Here is a 19842-nt window from a genome sequence, read left to right on the forward strand (position 1 = left end):
AGTTGTTGATTTAGTTATAACATAGTCCTGAAACTTAAGAGATATTGAAATGGTAGAAGAACAGTAACGTAAAACGCGCCTTATAAATAAAAACCCCTTACCTACAATTGTAGATAAGGGGTTGGCTTTAAGCGTAAAGTTGGGTTATAAAGACGTCAAGGATAAATTGATTAGCTCATTCTAAGCTTATCAAAAGTTAGCTTGTCATCGGCACCTACATCGACTTTGATAATATCACCAGCGATAAAATCACCTGCTAATAGCTTCAATGATAATGGGTTTTCGATCTCTTGTTGAATGGCACGCTTCAAAGGACGAGCGCCATAAACAGGGTCATAACCCACCGCAACCAATTTGTTCATCGCATCTGCTGACAGCTCAATATCCATCTCACGCTCTTGGATACGCTGACGCAAGCGATCCAATTGAATATCAGCAATACCTGCCATCTGCGACATACCAAGCGGATGGAAGACTACGATTTCATCAATACGGTTGACGAACTCTGGACGGAAATGCTGCCCAACAGAATCCATTACTTCCGCTTTGATATCCTCGTAGCTCTCGCCAACCATCTCTTGAATCTTATGCGAACCCAAGTTGCTGGTCATGATAATCACGGTGTTTTTGAAATCTACCACCCGACCTTGCGAATCGGTTAAGCGACCATCGTCCAATACTTGCAGCAAGATGTTAAACACATCAGGATGCGCCTTTTCTACTTCATCGAACAATATGACACTATATGGCTTACGGCGTACGGCTTCTGTCAATGTACCGCCTTCTTCGTAACCGACATAACCTGGAGGTGCCCCGACGAGACGGCTGACACTGTGTTTTTCCATATATTCACTCATGTCGATACGTACAATCGCATCTTCAGAGTCAAACAAGAAGTTTGCTAGTGACTTAGTCAGCTCGGTTTTACCAACACCCGTAGGTCCCAGAAATAAGAACGAACCAGAAGGACGGTTGGGGTCAGATAAGCCTGCACGGCTACGACGTACCGCATTGGCCACCGATTCGACCGCTTCGTTTTGACCAATGACACGCTCATGGAGCTTTTCTTCCATTGCGATCATCTTGTCACGCTCACCTTGCATCATTTTGCTGACTGGAATACCAGTCGCGGCCGCCACCACTTCGGCGATTTCGTTGTCTGTCACCTTGTTACGTAGTAATTTCACACCGCTACCTTCACCTGTCTGCTCTTTTTGCTCAGCCAAATCAGACTCATGAATACGACGTTCTAACTGCGGAATGGTTTCGTACTGCAGCTTACTCATGGTCTCGTAGTCGCCTTCGCGGCTAGCCTTGTCATAGGCGATACGGGCCTTATCCAGCTCATCTTTTAGCTGTTGACTGCCTTTGACCAGTGCTTTCTCTGCCTGCCAAACCTCGTTGAGATCAGCGTATTCTTTTTCTAATTCTGCTATTTGTGCATCGAGCACTTTACGCTCGGCTTGCGCGCCAGCATCCTCTTCATTTTTGAGCACTTCACGCTGCATTTTTAGCTGAATCAAGCGACTATCTAGCTTACCTAATGATTCAGGCTTGCTATCCATCTCCATTCGCAAACGACTGGCCGCCTCATCAATTAAATCAATCGCCTTATCTGGTAGCTTACGGTCAGTGATATAACGATGACTCATGCGTGCAGCAGCGATGATGGCACTGTCTTGAATGTCGACGCCATGATGCAGCTCGTAACGCTCTTTTAGACCCCGTAATATCGCAATGGTATCTTCGACCGTTGGCTCATCAACCAGTACTTTTTGGAAGCGACGCTCAAGCGCGGCATCTTTTTCGATATATTTACGATACTCATCCAGCGTCGTCGCTCCGACACAATGCAGCTCACCGCGTGCTAGTGCGGGTTTTAGCATATTACCCGCATCCATCGCACCTTCAGATTTACCCGCCCCGACCATCGTATGCAGCTCATCGATGAATAGGATGACATTGCCTTCCTGCTTGGCCAAGTCGCTCAATACGCTTTTGAGACGCTCTTCAAACTCACCGCGGAATTTTGCCCCAGCGATTAGCGCACCTAAATCTAACGACAGCACTTCTTTACGGCGTAGACCTTCTGGTACGTCACCATTGATAATTTTTTGTGCCAAGCCTTCGACGATAGCTGTTTTACCAACGCCCGGCTCACCGATGAGCACAGGGTTATTTTTGGTACGGCGTGACAGCACCTGAATAGTACGGCGAATCTCTTCGTCACGGCCAATGACTGGATCTAGCTTGCCAAGCTCTGCTTGTTCAGTTAGATTAATCGTGTATTTATTAAGTGCATCACGCTGATCTTCGGCGTTTTGGTTATTCACCGTATCATCACCGCGCAATTGCTCAATCACAGCTTTTAGCTTGCTTGCCGTTACGCCTGCACTTTCAAAGATTTTTTTGGTTTCGCCCTGCTCAGCGAGTGCCAACATCACCCATTCTGTTGCGATAAAATCATCGCCTTCTTTTTGTGCCTGACGATCTGCCAAGTTCAAGATTTTGACCGAGTTTGGGTTTAGATTGACGTCACCTGTCGGCTCCGAAATGGTCGCTTGGTTATCTAGAGCTTTAGCAACGCCATTTTTTAGCGCTGGAATAGAAGCACCTGCTTGTTGGCAGATAGATAAATTGGACTCATCTTGTAGCAACACAGCAAGCAAATGCACAGGATCGATACCTGTATGATCGCGACCTAATGCTAGGCTTTGTGCTTCTTGAATGGCGGACTGCAGTTTTTGAGTAAACTTCTCAAATCTCATGTCTATATCCTTTTATAATTGGTATTCTCAATAGCACCTCTAAGGATTATCTTAGTCTAGTGCCTACTGTTATCTGTCACTTATATAAGGTATATATACATCTATTTCAAGACAATTACTAAATAAAACCTTACTTAAAGCAATGATATTTATTATTAATAATATTTAAAGGGGCTGTTAATATCAGTTAAAGGTAGTTAGTAGATCAGTTGTGCCATTTTATTAGTGCAAATGAAAGATAAACCTCCATTAAATACGTTAATGAATAATGCACTTACTTAGTATAAATTAGATAATAATCCGACTGTTCTACTCCACGATTTCGATAGTAGTACCAAGTATCACCGCATCCATAATTCCATCCATCTCATCATTGGCAACAGCGATACAACCATCTGTCCAATCACGTCGTTGATTAAATAATGCCAAATACCCAAAGCCATTCATTTGGCCATGAATCATGATATCGCCACCCGGATTGACCCCTAATGACTGCGCTCGCGCCTTGTCTTCATCATTGGGATAGCTAATATGAATAGAGCGATACGCAATGGAATTTTCATTCTTATAATCTAATGTATAAACCCCAACTGGCGTACGCTGATCACCTTCTTGTTGCTTATGACCTGTTGGACTGCCCCCTAGCGCAATACGATACGACCTAATAACTTTACCATCGCTCATCAGTTTTAAGATACGATCTGATTTGTCGACAATGACTCTATCAATGGCTGTAGAAGTAGGAATGGGATTTTCGGGTTTTGAGGTGCTTTTGGCATAAGCAATGGCGCTGGTGCTAACAATGGCAGCAAGACTAAGGCCAATGATAATGGGCAACCAAGGTGTACCCTGCTTATTTGATGGGTGAAATTTATTATAAAAAAATGGCATAGACTCTGATTCCCATAATTAATTTTTTGTCATTAATCATATGTATCAAAGCACTATGCCAGATTCTGTAGATACGTTTTGTGCAAAAGTGATGAATCACTCACTAGACTGTTACACCATGCGAATCGCACCATCTAAGCGAATAACTTCACCATTTAGGTAAGCATTATCGATGATATGAGTCACTAACTTGGCAAACTCATTGGGAGCGCCTAAACGTTTAGGATATGGTACACCTGCCTCTAGCTGCTCACGTGCCTTTTCAGGAATGCTTTCCATCATCGGTGTGGCAAAGACACCTGGTGCGATGGTCATCACGCGGATGCCATGACGTGCCAACTCGCGAGCAAGTGGCAATGTCAGACCAACCACGCCTGCTTTAGACGAAGAATAGCTGGCTTGACCTACTTGACCATCAAAGGCTGCAATAGAGGCTGTATTAATAATAATACCTTGATCTGCATTCTTTTCTACATGCTCGCCTGCATTGCTATCACTAGCTATGCGCTTGGCAATGCTAGCAGCGACCAAACGGGCGACATTAAATGAACCGACCAGATTGACATTGACCCCGCGGCTAAATGCCTCAAGGTCTGCCGGATTGTTATCACGATCTAGCAGCTTTTGTACCACTACGATACCAGCACAGTTGATTGAGCCTTGTAAGCCGCCGAAAGCTGACTCTGCCATCTCAACCGCTGATTGCACTTCATCACCGTTAGTGATATCACAGCGCACAAAACGTGCGCTATCACCCAATTCAGCGACCAATGCTTGCCCAGCAGTTTTATTTAAATCAGCGATAACGACGTTGCCACCTTGATCTACAATCGCCCGAGCCACTGACTCACCCAAACCTGATGCACCGCCTGTGACCAAAAAGCTATTTTCTTTAACTTGCATGATTATTCCTTTAAATTTTTGCTTTTTATTAGATATTTTTCTATTAAATTTATAGACACTTTACCAATTCATTTATGCAGCAGACAGACTACGCAGCAAAAAGCGTTGTATCTTGCCACTTGGCGTTTTTGGTAACTCGGTCACAAACTCGACCTCACGCGGATAAGCATGAGTGGATAGGCGTTTGCGTACCAGCTCTTGGATTTCTTTGGCGATTTGCTCACTGCCTTCGATGCCATCTTTTAGTACCACATAAGACTTGATAGTGTGACCGCGCACTTCATCTGGCACGCCTACCGCCGCAGATTCTGCGACTGCTTCATGCTCTAATACAGTATTTTCGACATCAGTAGGCCCTACGCGGTAACCTGCGGTAATGATAATGTCATCATCACGGCCTGAGAACCAGTAACTACCATCACTATGACGCTCGACCACGTCGCCTGTCAGATAGTAATCATCTACAAAGGCTTGTTTTTCATTCCAGCTATAGCCACGGAAATAAAACGCAGGTGATTGACTGACGACGACTGCCAGCTGCCCTTGTTCGCCATCCGGCAGTACATTCATATCATCATCTAGTACGACTAGTGTATGACCTGGCAGTGCCATACCCATCGAGCCAACAGGACATTCATGTGTCAGTGCATGATGTGCACAGCAAGTCATGCCCGTTTCTGTTTGCCCATATTGGTCTTTGACTTGGCATGCTAGATAGGTTTCAACCCAGTTGACCACTTCAGTGTTCAGTGTCTCCCCTGCTGAGTTGGCACAGCGCAAAGACAGCTTAGCATTAGTATCGTTATGAGCGCCTTCATTAACACTATCAAACACACCACTAGATTTCATCATTCGAAATGCCGTTGGTGAAGAGGCCAAATTGGTAATCTGATGACGCACCATAAAATCACGGGTATTGGTCGCGTCAAATCCTGCTTCATTAAAATAAGTGGTGATACCCAGTAGCAAAGGCCCTGTGATGGCATAGTACAAGCCATACGCCCAGCCTGGATCTGCCATGTTCCAATACTGATCATCTTCACGTAGGTCAATGGCATAACGCATATATAGGTAAAAAGCAGGTAACGCAGCCAATGGAACGCTGACCCCTTTTGATTTACCAACCGTACCTGAGGTAAACATTTGCAAGAATGGCGCATCAGTATCGAGCACCACGGGTTCGAGCGTTTGCGACTGTGCTGCCATAGACTGGATATAGTGATCGTCATCCCACGTCTGAGCATCCTCAGTACTGCCGACCAATACCATTTTAGTTTGCTCAGCCAAATCTTCAAACTTGCTGCGATTCTCTGAATTGGTAAAAACGACTTTGGTATCGGCTTTGTCCATCCGATACTTGATTGAGTCATAACCAAAAGCAGTAAATAGCGGCTGATATACGGCTCCGATACGCCATGTCGCCAATACAACGGTTAGCAGCTCTGGCGTGCGCGGTAGCATCGTCGCTACCTTATCGCCCGCTTTTACCCCATACGACTGTAGCAAGTTAGCGATTTGTGCACTCGCTTTGTCAAGCTCACCAAAGCTCATGCGTGTTATGTTGCCTGCGGTATCTTCGTGTACTAACGCAGCATTATCAGCGCGGCCATCACGTACGTGACGACCACAGCAAGCCATATAGGCATTCAGACGATCATCTACGTTCTCGCCAAAGATTTCTGACAGCAGTGTATTCATATCAAAATTATTATAGTAATCGGTATAGTTTTTTGGTGTGACGGTAGTATCTGTATCAATATTTATCGGGGTTTGAGAGGCGGTGTTCATAAGCTAATCCTTTAGCAATAGCAGGTAACTGGTAAAATGGTATTTATGATTGAAAAACGGTCACATCCTATAGACCGTTTCATAGGTTCGTATTTATCATGCTCTATTAGTAACGCATTTTTACGTTTATTTCAATACATAACGTATCATTTTTATTTTATAGAAATAAAGACAATCTATAACTAATTATCATTAATTCGTTATAAGTCCGCGAAGACACCTAAAATAGCTAAAGTACTGCCACATATTTTCGATTTCCTATTAGAGAATTAACACCTCAGTATTATTAGACCTCTTGCAAAAGTCATAGTCTAAGCTCGGAATTAATGATACCAGCAAATAGCTTCATTCTAAGATCGTAGCGCTGACGACGGTTGCGATATTTATGAGCCACGATTTTAAACAACTTGATTAAGCCTATTTTGTGCTCAACCACAATACGGAACTTTGCCAGATATTGATTGGCCTGTTTGCATATCTCCAATAACTGACCACCACGAGGTTTCTTAAATGGTGTGAAAGTTTGGTTATGTAGCTTTGCTAACCCTTGATAACCACTGTCTGCTAGATAGTTAGTATTCTCAGGTAACCAATCAGAACAAGTATCTTTATACAGCTTAAAATCGTGGATTGACCCTTTACAGGTTTGCACATCAAGTATCAAACCGGTTTGCCAATGAACGATAACCTGCGCTTTTAAGGTATGTTGTTTCTTCTTGCCACTATAGTAGTCTCTCTGGTTTTTTTTGGACGCTCAATAGGGGTTTCGGTGGCATCGACAATGACGACTGACCAATTGATGTCCTCATCGACACGACTAGGCAGCTTTTTGGGCAATTCAAACTTACCAAAGTCAATCAGTGTGTCTTCTACTTTACGAATGATACGGCTAGCAGAAGACTCATGAATACCAAAGTCCATACTGATATGATAAAGCGTGCGGTATTCACGCCAATAAGTCAGGGCTAGTAGTATCTGCTCCTTAAGACTGAGCACACTTGGTCTACCTGATTTGGTCTTAGATGCTTCATGCTTTTGCATGGCCTCAAGCATGTCATAAAAGGTGGCTTTATGAATGCCAGTGTAGCGTTTAAAACCAGCGTCACTTTGTTTGAGTAGCTTATCTATGTTTGGCATATCTATTAAGTAAGTAGAGTTCAATAATATACGTTGTGTCTTACAACTACTTTTGCAAGAGGTCTATTATATAAAACCTCACACCTAAACATCAGCTCTTAAAAACCCTAACAATGCTTTCTCTTCACAGCTTTGATATTTTTTGGTTCGTCCACGGCGTGCTTGTTTGTAATTTTCAAAAAACTGCCCTGCCAAAAAACGCTCAATGACAATGGGATGAATATAAGAGGCACGGCATACGGTTGGCGTATTGCCCAGCTCTGCTGCCACGCTTTTTACCATATCAGTAACTAATTGCTGTCGCTCAGCGCTTTCTGGTGCACTGGCTAGTATGCTAGTGCCTGCAGACGTTTGTAGCTCATCATATAGGTAGCTTGCCGCAAGCACACTGGCCATCCATGTACGAAAATCCTTTGCACTGTACAGTTTACTTTCGCAGTCCATGCCGCAGGTATGCATGCGTAAGTAGTCATTGATATCACTACTGTCAACGACTTGCTTATGACCGTTGTCGTCTAGATATTTGAATATCTGATAACCTGGCAGTTCAGAACAGGCTTGCACGATATCAATCAATCGCTCGTCTTGCAGTTCGATATGATGCTCTTTCGCGCTTTTTCCGACGAAATCGAACGCCAGTCCATTGTCGGTTTCACTGACATGCTTGCTGCGTAGCGTACTCAGACCATAGCTTTTGTTTTGTTTGGCGTAGCGGCTGTTGCCGATACGAATCAAAGTAGTCTCTAGCAATTTAACAACGGCAGCGAGTACATTGGTGCGTGACAACGATTCTGCTTCCAAATCTGTCTCGACCTGCGCGCGTAAATTGGGCAGCGCCTCTGCAAACCCTATCATCGCATCAAACTTTGCTTGGTCACGAATATTGTTCCATGACGGATGATACAGATACTGCTTGCGAGATTTTTCGTCTCGCCCTGTTGATTGTAGATGGCCTCTTTCGTCTTTGCATATCCACACCTCTGACCACATGGGCGGTATCACCAACGCATCAAAACGCTGACGCAATGCTCTGTCTTTTACCGTGTTACCCGTTGCATCACGATAAGTAAAGCCGCGACCCCAGCGTCTGCGCTCGTAGCCTGGTTCGTCGTCACTCACATAACGCAAATTGGCACGGCGTGCGAGATGCTCGTAATCATGACGCACGTCTTTGGTCATTGTCTGCTGGCTAGTCTGTAATTTTGCCTTTGTCATAAACCTATATACCTTTAAGAATTCATGGTTTTAGCATAATTAATGGCGGTAGTTTTTGCTGTTTATTTGGCACAGACAAAGTGTAATCGATGTGTAAAATAAAATTGAAATTATGGATGCTAAACGATGCGTTTGTGAGGCATAATTTAGCACTACTCACGACTTAAGTTTATTAAAATAAAATGTACCCTTCATCTGTAGAAATAAAACCCCTAGCTCGCGCCGATTACGACTTTTGGTTAACATTATGGCAAAGCTACCTAACCTTTTATGAGACCAGTTTGCCCATGAGCACGACTGATACAACATGGCGCAACTTGCTCAATAACGACGTCGCTACTTATGGAATTGGGGCGTGGAAGAATGGTACATTGGTAGGTTTTACCCATGTCGTAATACATCCAACGACTTGGAGTAGTACGGCATGTTGTTATCTACAAGATCTCTATGTCAATGAGTCTGTACGTGGAAAGGGTATCGGACGGGTATTAATTGAAGCGGTATACAACTTTGCTGATGAAAAAGGCTGTAATCACGTTTATTGGAAAACTCAAGAAAGTAATGCTGATGCACGCCAACTGTATGACAAAGTCGCAAGCTTAACGGACATGGTGCAGTACCGTAAAAACTTATAGTTTTTTATAGTTCAGAAATAAAAAACGCCAAGCATAAAATACTTGGCGTTTTTCGTTTTGATACTGCTATAACTTAGAAGTCGTTATTTACCGTATACACATAAGTAAGCGGTTTCGACGTCTACTTTTACCTGAAACTTTTGGTTAGCTTCAACGGTGAACTGCTCGCCAGCGTTAAACGTTTTCCACTCGTCACTTTCTGGTAGCTTAACAGTCAATGCACCGCTCACCACACTCATGGTTTCGAATTCACTAGTGCCAAACTCATACTCACCAATTTCCATGACGCCGACAGTCGCAGGCTTGGTAGCCGTTTGAAAAGCAATAGAAGTCACTTTATCATCAAAATAATTATTAACGCTTGGCATAATTTTCCTTAATTAAATGTTAGTTGCTATTTTAATTAGTTACTATTTTAAAACGGTTGCTTACAATCCTGCTTTTAGACTCGCTTCGATGAACTGATCGAGGTCACCATCTAGCACCGCACCAGTGTTAAAGGTTTCAACACCCGTACGCAAGTCTTTGATACGTGAGTCATCGAGCACGTACGAACGAATTTGACTGCCCCAGCCGACGTCAGACTTACCATCTTCAACCGCTTGCTGTGATTCCATACGCTTTTGCATTTCTAGCTCATAGAGCTTAGCACGTAGCATCTTCATCGCGGTGGCTTTGTTACCATGTTGACTACGCTCATTCTGACAGGTCACTACCACGCCACTTGGCTCATGGGTAATACGTACCGCAGAATCTGTCGTGTTTACGTGCTGACCACCCGCCCCAGATGAACGATAGGTATCGATACGCAAATCTGCTGGATTGATATCAATCTCGACGTTGTCGTCAATCTCAGGCGAGACAAACACCGCAGCAAACGACGTATGACGACCATTATTACTATCAAATGGTGACTTACGTACCAAACGGTGAACACCAATCTCGGTACGCAACCAACCAAACGCATATTCGCCTTTAATCTCAATCGTTGCCGACTTAATACCAGCCACGCTACCTGATGACACTTCAATCACATCTACTTTGAAGCCATGTGCTTCTGCCCAGCGTGTATACATGCGCAGCAGCATTTCAGCCCAATCTTGCGCTTCAGTACCGCCACTGCCTGACTGAATATCCAAGTAGCAGTTATTTGGATCCATCTCACCGCTAAACATCCGGCGGAATTCTAAATCAGCAACACGTTTCTCAGCGCTATCTAGCTCGCTCTGCACATCGGCTAGCAATGACTCATCTTCTGCTTCGACTGCCAACTCTAGCATGGCAGACGCATCTTCTAGTGTCGTCTCAAGAGAAACCACCACATCGATAACACCATCAAGGTGACTTTTTTCTTTATTAATTTTGGTCGCACGCTCTGGATCGTTCCATAGCTCAGGGTTTTCTAACTCTAAATTAACTTCTTCTAAGCGTTCTTGCTTACCATCGAAGTCAAAGATACCTCCGCAAGTCCTGCCCACGCTCTGATAAATCTTTAATTTGCTCTTGATACGGATTGATTTCCATAAATATTCCTGTTTTTCTAATAAAAGTAAATAACGCATGTGGCGCTATTTTAAATGAGATTGATACTAAATGGTTCGCTAATTATCGCTATTGCTAATGTTGCTACTATTATTGGATTGGACAGCTTATATTGACCAATCTTCTACTGCCCAGCGATGCGCCAGAGCATGCGCATGAAGCGCGTCATCAGGTGACACGCAAACGGCCACATCTGCCCATTCGAGCAATGGGATGTCGTTCTTAGAATCTGAATACGCATACGTTTTTTCAAAGGTGATGCCAGAGGCTTGCTGTTTATTTAGCCATTTATCTAAATGGTATATTTTGCCCGCTTGGAAGTTTGGTCTGTCAGTTAGCTTACCTGTATAGCGATTGTCTTTGATCTCTAATGGCGTTGCCAATACATTGGCTTCTTCCACGCCAAAACGCTTGGCAATAGCCGATACCACAAAATCATTGGTCGCAGAAATAATCACTACATCGTGCCCTTGCTCAATGTGCTGACATAACGCTTCCATCGCTTTTGGGCGAATATGTGGCTCGATTTCGCTTTTAATATAGTCTTCTCTTAGCTCATCAAGTCTATCAAGCGGCAGACTGCTTAAAAACTGCGCGACGAATTCATTGTACTCTGTCGCGTCTAGCGTACCTTCGATATAGTCATTATAAAATTTCTGATTGGCAGTGCGGTACTGCGCCTCATCGACAAGGTCATGCTTTACGATATACTCGCCCCAGAGATAATCGCTATCGACATCAAGTAATGTATGATCTAAATCAAATAATGCCAGTTGTTTTTGTTTTGTTTGTGCTTGATTTGCCTGCATGGTGAGACCTTATCGTTGGTTGCGAAAAAATATGAATCGTTTAATAAAATTGGGTACAGTTATCTACTAAAGCTGAGCGTATCACTTAAACAGCATGTAAACGAAATAAGCCTGTACCTTGTAATCTATCCCTTTAGAATTGCTTAGACTATTTACCTTTAGTCAGGCATCGCTATTTCTGTTAAGCCTGTTTTAAATTTCTGGCAACGCTCAGCATAATGTAGCGCTGACATTTTTAGCATGGCGGCTTGCTCATCTGTTAGCGTTTTGACCACTTTTGCAGGCGCGCCCATCACTAGCGAGTTATCTGGAATAACCTGACCTTCAGTAATCAAGGCTTTCGCCCCTATCAGACAGTTTTTACCAATTTTGACATTGTTAAGTACCACAGCGCCAATACCTATTAGGCTGTTATCACCGACTTCACAGCCATGCAACATAGCCAAATGGCCGATAGTCACGTAATTACCGATTTTCACCTCAATACCTGCATCAGTATGAATCACACTGTTTTCTTGCACATTACTATAGTCACCGATATGGATACGATCGTTGTCACCGCGTATCACTGCACCGAACCAAATATTGGCTTGATGACCTAAATATACATCGCCCATCACTTGCGCTGAATCTGCTACCCAGCCATTGAACGGTGCAGCAAACTCAGGGGTTTTGTCTAAATACTGATAAATCATAACGACTCCTTGTCATCTTCATTATTGTTATAACAACCGATCATAAAAATTGGGTCTAGCGCTTCGCTGTCCATTGTGGCAAAGCCAACTGCGAAAATCCAGCGCTATTAATACACGCTGGATGTTGATTTTGATAAAAGAGAAAGGAGTCAGTGTCTGCTTAGGCTATTTTTATAGAATCAATATCTTTATAAAGACCTCATTATTAGCCATGAAATGACTATTAATCCAGTAAATCGGCTAGCTATAACCGTCTATTTTGTATATAATACGCAAAATCTGTGCCTAAGCGAGCGGACATGATGCAAGTTACCTATTCACTATCTAGTGGGTTTTGTAGTTTTCATCAATAATGTCTTCTCGCTTTTTTGTGGAAAATTTTTGTGTATCGCCCTTTTTTTACTTTTATATGACAACAGTCAAATGCCGTAAATAAAAGGATACGGAGCAATTTTAGTCTAACAAAACACGATGGCACTCACCAATAACAGCGGAGGCAATCCTTGAATTCATCGGCAGAAATACAAGCAATTTTGGCACTAGCAGACGGTACAATCTTTCGCGGTGTCAGTATCGGCAGCCTAGGTCATCGTATTGGTGAAGTGGTATTTAACACAGCAATGACAGGGTATCAAGAAATCCTAACCGACCCGAGTTATGCCCGCCAGCTGGTGACTTTGACTTACCCTCATATCGGTAATACAGGCACCAATAGCGAGGACACAGAATCTGGTAATGGCCACAAAGTATGGGCAGACGGTCTTATCATCCGTGATGCCACCATGGCAACTTCTAACTTCCGTAACTCTGAGTCACTCAGCGACTATTTACAGCGTAATGAGACAGTGGCTATCGCTGAAATTGATACGCGTCAGCTAACACGTCTATTACGTGATAAAGGTGCACAGAACGGCTGTATCATGACTGCCTCAAACGGCGAGACGATCAGTAGCGACGATGAGCAAAAAGCGATTGAGTTAGCAAAAGGCTTTGCAGGTCTAAAGGGTATGGACTTGGCAAAAGAATGCTGCACTACAGAGAACTTTGAGTGGACAGCGGGTACCTGGGATTTATCAGACACCCTACTCAACCGTGATATTCCTGGTAGTCATGATAGTGGTACTGGCGGCTTCTTTAAGCAACTCGGCACTCACATCGATTCTAAATACAACGTCGTCGCTTATGACTTCGGTAGCAAAACCAACATCCTACGCATGCTCGTCGACCGCGGTTGTCACGTGACGGTTGTACCAGCACAGACCCCTATCGCAGACGTGCTAGCAATGAACCCAGATGGCATCTTCTTATCAAACGGCCCTGGCGATCCTGCAGCCTGTGATTACGCAATCGATGCGGTACGTCACATCATTGAGCAAACTGACGTGCCAACGTTTGGCATCTGCTTAGGCCATCAGCTGATTGGTCTGGCTAGCGGTGCAAATACCATCAAAATGAAAACTGGCCATCATGGTGCCAACCATCCAGTACAAGACTTAGCGACTGGTACGGTTATGATCACCAGTCAGAACCATGGCTTTGCGGTTGATGAAGACACGCTACCTGACAACGTTAAATCTACTCATCGCTCACTGTTTGATGGTACTAACCAAGGTATCGAGCTGACCAATAAGCCAGTCTTTAGCTTCCAAGGTCACCCAGAAGCCAGCCCTGGTCCACATGACTGCGCGCCATTGTTTGATAAGTTTGCAGATATGATGGAAGCGTCTAAAGCTGCCCAAGCGTAAACGGTTGATTATAACTACATAATAAGTAAACGCTTGAATCGTCCATAGCGGTTCAAGCGGCACTAAATAAAGCACTGCAAGTATAAAACGCCTTGAGCGTTATCAAAAATAAAGATTACTCAAATTATCACCCAAACGAAGGTAGCTCTAACTATGCCAAAACGTACCGACATAAAAAGCATTCTTATCATTGGCGCAGGCCCTATCGTCATCGGCCAAGCATGTGAGTTTGACTATTCAGGCGCACAGGCGTGTAAAGCACTAAAAGAAGAAGGCTACCGCGTCATCTTGGTCAACTCAAACCCTGCAACCATCATGACCGACCCTGTCATGGCTGATGCGACTTATATCGAGCCAATCACGTGGCAGACGGTTGAGCAAATCATTGCCAAAGAGCGTCCTGATGCGATCTTGCCAACCATGGGCGGACAGACCGCGCTAAACTGTGCATTAGATTTAGACAAGCATGGCGTACTGACTAAATACGACTGCGAGCTAATTGGTGCCACAAAAGACTCAATTGAGATGGCAGAAGATCGCGACTTATTCGACAAGGCGATGAAACGTATTGGCCTTGAGTGCCCACGCGCTGAAACGGCTGAAACGATGGAAGAAGCCTTCGCAACCCAAGAAAAAATGGGCTATCCGTGTATCATTCGTCCTTCATTCACCATGGGCGGTTCAGGCGGCGGTATCGCTTATAACCGCGATGAGTTCATCGAGATTTGTGAGCGTGGTTTTGATCTATCACCAAACCATCAACTGCTTATCGATGAATCACTTATCGGTTGGAAAGAGTACGAGATGGAAGTGGTTCGTGACAAAAACGACAACTGCATCATCATCTGTGCGATTGAAAACTTTGACCCAATGGGCGTACATACAGGCGACTCAATCACTGTCGCGCCAGCGCAGACATTGACGGATAAAGAATACCAAATCATGCGTAACGCATCACTCGCGGTATTGCGTGAGATCGGTGTAGAAACGGGTGGCTCAAACGTACAGTTCGGTATCAATCCTGATACGGGCCGCATGGTTGTCATCGAGATGAACCCACGTGTATCGCGCTCGTCTGCCCTCGCCTCAAAAGCGACTGGTTTCCCGATTGCCAAAATCGCGGCAAAACTGGCGATTGGTTACACGCTAGATGAATTGCAAAATGATATCACGGGTGGCAAAACGCCAGCGAGCTTTGAGCCTGCACTTGATTATGTCGTCACTAAGATACCGCGTTTCAACTTTGAAAAATTCCCACAAGCGGACAACATCCTATCGACGCAGATGAAATCGGTCGGCGAAGTGATGGCGATTGGTCGTAATTTTCAAGAGTCTATGCAAAAAGCACTACGCGGTATGGAAACAGGCGCGGATGGTTTTGATGAGCAAATCGACTTATCAAAAGTCAGTGCTGAGAAGGCTCGTAGCGAGATTATCAATCGCTTAACCATTCCAACCCCTGATCGTATCTACTATATTGCTGATGCGTTCCGCGTTGGTATGAGTGTCGATGAGGTATTTAATTACACCAAGATTGACCCATGGTTCTTGGTACAAATCGAAGACATCGTGAAAACTGAAGACATCGTGAAATCACTTGGCTTTGCCGGTTTGACCGAAAAGAACTTGCGTAGCTTTAAGCGTAAAGGTTTATCAGATTTGCGTTTGGCTAAATTGCTTGGTATCTCACAAAAGCAGCTACGCAAAAAGCGTTGGGATCTAAACGTCTATCCAGTCTATAAGCGTGTCGATACCTGTGCCGCAGAGTTCGCTACTAGCACGGCTTATATGTACTCGACGTACGATAGCGAATGTGAAGCCAATCCAACAGACAAAAAGAAAATCATGGTTATCGGCGGTGGTCCTAACCGTATCGGCCAAGGTATCGAGTTTGATTACTGCTGTGTGCATGCAGCGCTTGCTATGCGTGAAGATGGTTACGAGACCATCATGGTTAACTGTAACCCTGAAACGGTTTCAACCGATTATGACACTTCTGACCGTCTATACTTTGAGCCAATCACATTAGAAGACGTGCTAGAAATCGTCCGTATCGAAAACCCTGATGGCGTGATTGTACAGTTCGGTGGTCAAACGCCATTGAAACTTGCTCGTGCACTAGAGTCAGCAGGCGTTAAAATCATCGGTACTAGCCCAGATGCAATCGACCGTGCCGAAGACCGTGAGCGCTTCCAGCACATGATTCAGCAGCTAAACCTAGTACAGCCATCAAACGCACTAGCAACCAGCTTAGAAGACGGCTTGGTTAAAGCCAAAGACGTAGGCTATCCATTGGTTGTACGTCCATCTTATGTATTAGGTGGCCGCGCGATGGAAATCGTCTACAACGAAGATGAGCTAAGACATTACCTACGTACCGCAGTTCAGGCTTCGAACGAAGCGCCTGTCCTACTAGATCGCTTCTTAGATGATGCTATCGAAGTTGACGTAGACTGTGTATGTGATGGTACTGATGTCGTCATCGGCGGTATCATGCAACATATCGAACAGGCTGGCGTTCACTCAGGTGACTCAGCATGCTCACTACCACCATACTCACTATCTAAAGAGCTATGTGATGTGATGCGCGCACAGACGGTCGCTATGGCAAAAGAGCTAGGCGTTATCGGTCTGATGAATGTACAGTTCGCAGTAAAAGGCGAAACGGTATACATCCTAGAAGTGAACCCACGTGCTGCGCGTACCGTACCGTTCGTCTCTAAGTGTATCGGTACTTCTTTAGCACAGGTTGCTGCTCGCTGTATGGCTGGTACTTCGCTTAAAGATCAAGGCTTTACCACTGAAATCGTTCCAGCATTCTATGCGGTCAAAGAAGCGGTATTCCCATTCGCTAAGTTCCCAGGTGTTGACCCAATCTTGAGTCCTGAGATGAAATCAACGGGCGAAGTTATGGGCGTGGGCAAAACCTTTGGCGAAGCATTTTACAAGGCCATTATCGGTAGTAACGAGCGTCTGCCAGGTCTACCGACTGAAGGCGAGACAAAAACCGTCTTTATCTCAGTTCGTGATAGTGACAAAGCGCAAATCGCTCCGATTGCTCGTCAGCTTGCAGACTTTGGCTTCAAAATCGTCTCAACCACTGGCACGCAAAAAGTACTGAGCGACGCTGGTATCGAAAGTCAGCAAATCAACAAGGTCACTGAAGGTCGTCCGCATATCGTTGATGCCTTGAAAAATGGCAAAATCGACCTTATCATCAATACAACTGAAGGTAAGCAAGCTCAAGAGGATTCGTTCTCTATTCGCCGTAGTGCGCTACAGGGCAAAGTATTCTACGTCACCACGTTAGGTGCCGCTGATGCCGTCTGCAAATCTTACGCGATTGACTTACCGTTTGATGTCTATAAGTTACAAGATTTACATGAGCAAGCAAAGTCTATTGACGTGGCTGAATAATTTCAGTAGATTAAGCATAACCGTTAGGCTTGCCTAAAAGCTCACTCAAGTATCGTTGTTTGCTTTAAATATAGCCAACCATGCTTGAGGAACGATACCTTTACCGTGATAGACCTAAAAAGCATAGTGGCTAAATTGCGACTATGCTTTTTATTACGTAAGCTTAAGTGCGCCTATGCTTGAATTGAGGTGAGATACACTCATAAATGATGGCCAACTTGTTCATTACATCGTCTTAATTATCACTCTTTTATATTTTATATCCATTGCAACAACACTGACACCATCTCATTATGAGGTGGTGTGGTGTTATTGGTTTAAGGAAAAAACATGCAACGTTACCCAATGACTCCGCAAGGACACGCGGCTCTAGAAGCCGAATTAAAACAGCTAAAAAGTGTCGACCGTCCACGCATCACAGCATCGATTGCTGAAGCACGCGAACACGGCGATTTGAAAGAAAATGCTGAATACCATGCTGCCCGCGAGCAACAAGGTTTTTGTGAAGCACGTATTCGTGACATCGAAGCCAAACTTGGTGGCGCTCAAGTCATCGATCCTTCGACTTTGCCAAAAGAAGGCCGTATCGTATTTGGCGTCAGCGTCGTGATCGAAAACATGGACACTGAAGAAGAAAAACAGTACAAAATCGTTGGCGACGATGAAGCTGACTTTAAAGCTGGCAAAATCTCAGTCAACTCGCCAATCGCTCGTGGTTTGATTGGTAAGTTCGAAGGCGACGAAGTACGCATCGAAACGCCAAAAGGCGTGGTTGAATATGAAGTCATGAAAGTTATATACGACTAATAGCGACACTTAATAGCTACACTGCGTTCTAATCTATAAATTTGATGTTCTCAAAGTTAGATAGTTTGAGAAATGACTTTTGGATAATAGTTTTTATGATGATGATTGCGCCTGATTACTTAGTTATGCAATTCCATAGATGAAAGCTGTACTACACATAGATAGCATCTATACCATTTCGGTTACACAATGCTGCTTTTATCCATGATTTGTTTTGGCGCATAATTATTTGAGTTTGAGTGCACAACAGCTTTAGTATTAAGTTTATTCAATAAGAAATAGTTAGGATTGAATAGATTTTATATAAGTTAGCACTGCTGCGCTCTTACTAAAAATAATGATGGTCTGATCGCATACATAGGCTAATATCAGCACTACTACCCTCGTTATTTGGCATATTTTTTGGTGTCATTTAGCGGGGGTTTTGTTTATCTAGGCATTATTTATTGTTGTATTACTTACTATTATTTTTGAGGAGTCTTTTATGATTATGAACGATGGTTTTCAAGCATCAACTGCTAAAACGATTATGGCAAAAAATACAGCTATGTCTGCAATGCTAGCAGGTATCATGTTGGCTACATCATCGGCCAATGCTGCCCCTGAGATTGCTATTAGCTCATCTGCGAGCGGTAGCACCACGGTGGTCGAGCAATACTCTGATGGCAAAACTGCTACGATTACGGCGACGCCAAACGGTATCACTATGCAAGACGGCATGCCTTACGCGGTAACTCAGGTAACCACTGTGCCACGCTACGTCGTGCGTCAGTCTCCTGTTGTCCAAGGTACGACGACCGTTACTAGCGTACCAGTGACTAACTCTATTACCAATAAGGTCACTAAAGTAGATGTGATTACCACGCCTGCCAACAGCGTGACGCAAGTACTACCTGTCGCAACCAACGTCACCCCGCCAGTGATTATGCAGCAGCCAGTGACCAATCAAGTAACGACAACGACGACAACTTTGGATACGTTGCAACTGACCCCTACCTTTAGCACGCCTGGCGTAGTCAATGCCAACACCAAAGTCATGAAAATTCTAAAAAATGCTGATGGTCGTGAAGTTGCCGTTCCTGCCAATCATATTGCCCCTGGCGATGTGATCGAGTATCACACCACTTATACCAACACTACAGCACAGCCGGTTAATGACATCAATGCCATGATCTCATTACCAAGTGGCGTCCAGTTAGTCTCGTTGAATAGTCCTCTGCCGACGCTTGCTACCACTGGCGGAGACAGCTATCAAACCATTCAGCAAGTTGGCAATACGGTGGTTGTCCAAGAAAACTACTCTGGTCTGAAATGGAACTTGGTGAACTTTGATGCCAATGCAGCCAAAACCGTCGTCATACGTGCCAAGGTTCAGTAAAAATAATTCTGAGTTTGAAACTTAAAAACTATTGAATTTAATAAAAGGTCTTATGGACTAAGTATGTAGTCCATAAGACCTTTTTTGTGTCGGTGGCTTGGTTTTGGGTGTG

At 44.2% G+C, this 19842-nt stretch carries 15 protein-coding genes and 1 pseudogene; 5 read left to right on the forward strand and 11 right to left on the reverse strand.

Translation table 11 applies throughout. The annotated features are described in order from the left end of the window. Window positions 1-170: 170 nt before the first annotated feature. The 7 genes and pseudogenes from clpB to ACS8FA_RS23795 form a co-directional block, all read right to left on the reverse strand. A complete protein-coding gene (gene clpB / locus ACS8FA_RS23765; RefSeq protein ID WP_439265991.1) occupies window positions 171-2768 on the reverse strand; it encodes an ATP-dependent chaperone ClpB in 2598 nt (865 codons plus the stop codon). Between the two features lie 309 nt (window positions 2769-3077). Further along, entirely contained in the window at window positions 3078-3659 is a 582-nt protein-coding gene (locus ACS8FA_RS23770; protein WP_439265990.1) for a L,D-transpeptidase family protein, read from the reverse strand. Between the two features lie 111 nt (window positions 3660-3770). After that, window positions 3771-4562, reverse strand: coding sequence for an SDR family NAD(P)-dependent oxidoreductase (locus ACS8FA_RS23775; RefSeq protein WP_439265988.1), 792 nt, complete (start codon window positions 4560-4562; stop codon window positions 3771-3773). A gap of 72 nt (window positions 4563-4634) precedes the next feature. Beyond that, window positions 4635-6350 (reverse strand): AMP-binding protein, encoded by a 1716-nt coding sequence (locus tag ACS8FA_RS23780; protein ID WP_439265986.1) that lies wholly within the window; start codon window positions 6348-6350, stop codon window positions 4635-4637. A gap of 304 nt (window positions 6351-6654) precedes the next feature. Further along, window positions 6655-7038: pseudogene (locus ACS8FA_RS23785) on the reverse strand (transposase family protein); the annotation flags it as partial. Between the two features lie 8 nt (window positions 7039-7046). Further along, window positions 7047-7487 (reverse strand): transposase family protein, encoded by a 441-nt coding sequence (locus ACS8FA_RS23790; protein ID WP_522901981.1) that lies wholly within the window; start codon window positions 7485-7487, stop codon window positions 7047-7049. A gap of 84 nt (window positions 7488-7571) precedes the next feature. After that, window positions 7572-8702: a DNA topoisomerase IB gene (locus ACS8FA_RS23795; protein ID WP_439264899.1), complete on the reverse strand. Its 1131-nt coding sequence runs from the start codon at window positions 8700-8702 to the stop codon at window positions 7572-7574. A 182-nt stretch (window positions 8703-8884) separates the two neighbouring features. Between ACS8FA_RS23795 and ACS8FA_RS23800 the strand changes: the two genes are divergently transcribed. Continuing rightward, window positions 8885-9337, forward strand: a complete 453-nt coding sequence (locus tag ACS8FA_RS23800; protein WP_439264896.1) for a GNAT family N-acetyltransferase — start codon at window positions 8885-8887, stop codon at window positions 9335-9337. An 83-nt stretch (window positions 9338-9420) separates the two neighbouring features. Here the strand turns inward: ACS8FA_RS23800 and ppnP are convergent, their stop codons facing one another. From ppnP to ACS8FA_RS23820, 4 genes are all read right to left on the reverse strand, one after another. Continuing rightward, window positions 9421-9705 (reverse strand): pyrimidine/purine nucleoside phosphorylase, encoded by a 285-nt coding sequence (ppnP, locus tag ACS8FA_RS23805; protein ID WP_102091166.1) that lies wholly within the window; start codon window positions 9703-9705, stop codon window positions 9421-9423. A gap of 60 nt (window positions 9706-9765) precedes the next feature. Continuing rightward, window positions 9766-10861 (reverse strand): peptide chain release factor 2 gene (gene prfB / locus ACS8FA_RS23810; RefSeq protein WP_439264894.1). Its coding sequence is split into 2 segments (ribosomal slippage): window positions 9766-10788 and window positions 10790-10861, totalling 1095 coding nucleotides; the frame shifts between segments, so codons are not numbered across the junction. Window positions 10862-10986: 125 nt separating this feature from the next. Beyond that, the gene (locus ACS8FA_RS23815) at window positions 10987-11688 is read right to left on the reverse strand and encodes an HAD family hydrolase (RefSeq protein WP_394123709.1); all 702 of its coding nucleotides are present in this window, start codon (window positions 11686-11688) and stop codon (window positions 10987-10989) included. A 158-nt stretch (window positions 11689-11846) separates the two neighbouring features. After that, window positions 11847-12383, reverse strand: coding sequence for a gamma carbonic anhydrase family protein (locus tag ACS8FA_RS23820; RefSeq protein ID WP_102091164.1), 537 nt, complete (start codon window positions 12381-12383; stop codon window positions 11847-11849). Window positions 12384-12886: 503 nt separating this feature from the next. Between ACS8FA_RS23820 and carA the strand changes: the two genes are divergently transcribed. The 4 genes from carA (at window position 12887) to ACS8FA_RS23840 (ending at window position 19730) form a co-directional block, all read left to right on the forward strand. After that, window positions 12887-14128 (forward strand): glutamine-hydrolyzing carbamoyl-phosphate synthase small subunit, encoded by a 1242-nt coding sequence (carA, locus tag ACS8FA_RS23825; protein WP_424510758.1) that lies wholly within the window; start codon window positions 12887-12889, stop codon window positions 14126-14128. A gap of 153 nt (window positions 14129-14281) precedes the next feature. Further along, on the forward strand, window positions 14282-17545 hold the full coding sequence (carB, locus tag ACS8FA_RS23830) for a carbamoyl-phosphate synthase large subunit (RefSeq protein WP_439264890.1): 3264 nt from the start codon (window positions 14282-14284) through the stop codon (window positions 17543-17545). 330 nt (window positions 17546-17875) lie between these two features. After that, entirely contained in the window at window positions 17876-18352 is a 477-nt protein-coding gene (greA, locus tag ACS8FA_RS23835; protein ID WP_057760725.1) for a transcription elongation factor GreA, read from the forward strand. Between the two features lie 484 nt (window positions 18353-18836). Then, window positions 18837-19730, forward strand: coding sequence for a hypothetical protein (locus ACS8FA_RS23840; protein ID WP_439264888.1), 894 nt, complete (start codon window positions 18837-18839; stop codon window positions 19728-19730). Window positions 19731-19842: the final 112 nt, after the last annotated feature.

Origin of the sequence: Psychrobacter sp. 1Y1, assembly GCF_051847395.2 — a bacterium.
GTDB lineage: Bacteria > Pseudomonadota > Gammaproteobacteria > Pseudomonadales > Moraxellaceae > Psychrobacter.

Bases quoted from the DNA above. Each gene is read 5' to 3' on its own strand.
- ACS8FA_RS23795 (WP_439264899.1), bottom strand. From the start codon at position 8,702: ATGACAAAGGCAAAATTACAGACTAGCCAGCAGACAATGACCAAAGAC.
- ppnP (WP_102091166.1), bottom strand. From the start codon at position 9,705: ATGCCAAGCGTTAATAATTATTTTGATGATAAAGTGACTTCTATTGCT.
- ACS8FA_RS23815 (WP_394123709.1), bottom strand. From the start codon at position 11,688: ATGCAGGCAAATCAAGCACAAACAAAACAAAAACAACTGGCATTATTT.
- ACS8FA_RS23780 (WP_439265986.1), bottom strand. From the start codon at position 6,350: ATGAACACCGCCTCTCAAACCCCGATAAATATTGATACAGATACTACC.
- ACS8FA_RS23790 (WP_522901981.1), bottom strand. From the start codon at position 7,487: ATGCCAAACATAGATAAGCTACTCAAACAAAGTGACGCTGGTTTTAAA.
- ACS8FA_RS23820 (WP_102091164.1), bottom strand. From the start codon at position 12,383: ATGATTTATCAGTATTTAGACAAAACCCCTGAGTTTGCTGCACCGTTC.
- ACS8FA_RS23840 (WP_439264888.1), top strand. From the start codon at position 18,837: ATGATTATGAACGATGGTTTTCAAGCATCAACTGCTAAAACGATTATG.
- carB (WP_439264890.1), top strand. From the start codon at position 14,282: ATGCCAAAACGTACCGACATAAAAAGCATTCTTATCATTGGCGCAGGC.
- greA (WP_057760725.1), top strand. From the start codon at position 17,876: ATGCAACGTTACCCAATGACTCCGCAAGGACACGCGGCTCTAGAAGCC.
- clpB (WP_439265991.1), bottom strand. From the start codon at position 2,768: ATGAGATTTGAGAAGTTTACTCAAAAACTGCAGTCCGCCATTCAAGAA.
- ACS8FA_RS23800 (WP_439264896.1), top strand. From the start codon at position 8,885: ATGTACCCTTCATCTGTAGAAATAAAACCCCTAGCTCGCGCCGATTAC.
- ACS8FA_RS23770 (WP_439265990.1), bottom strand. From the start codon at position 3,659: ATGCCATTTTTTTATAATAAATTTCACCCATCAAATAAGCAGGGTACA.
- ACS8FA_RS23775 (WP_439265988.1), bottom strand. From the start codon at position 4,562: ATGCAAGTTAAAGAAAATAGCTTTTTGGTCACAGGCGGTGCATCAGGT.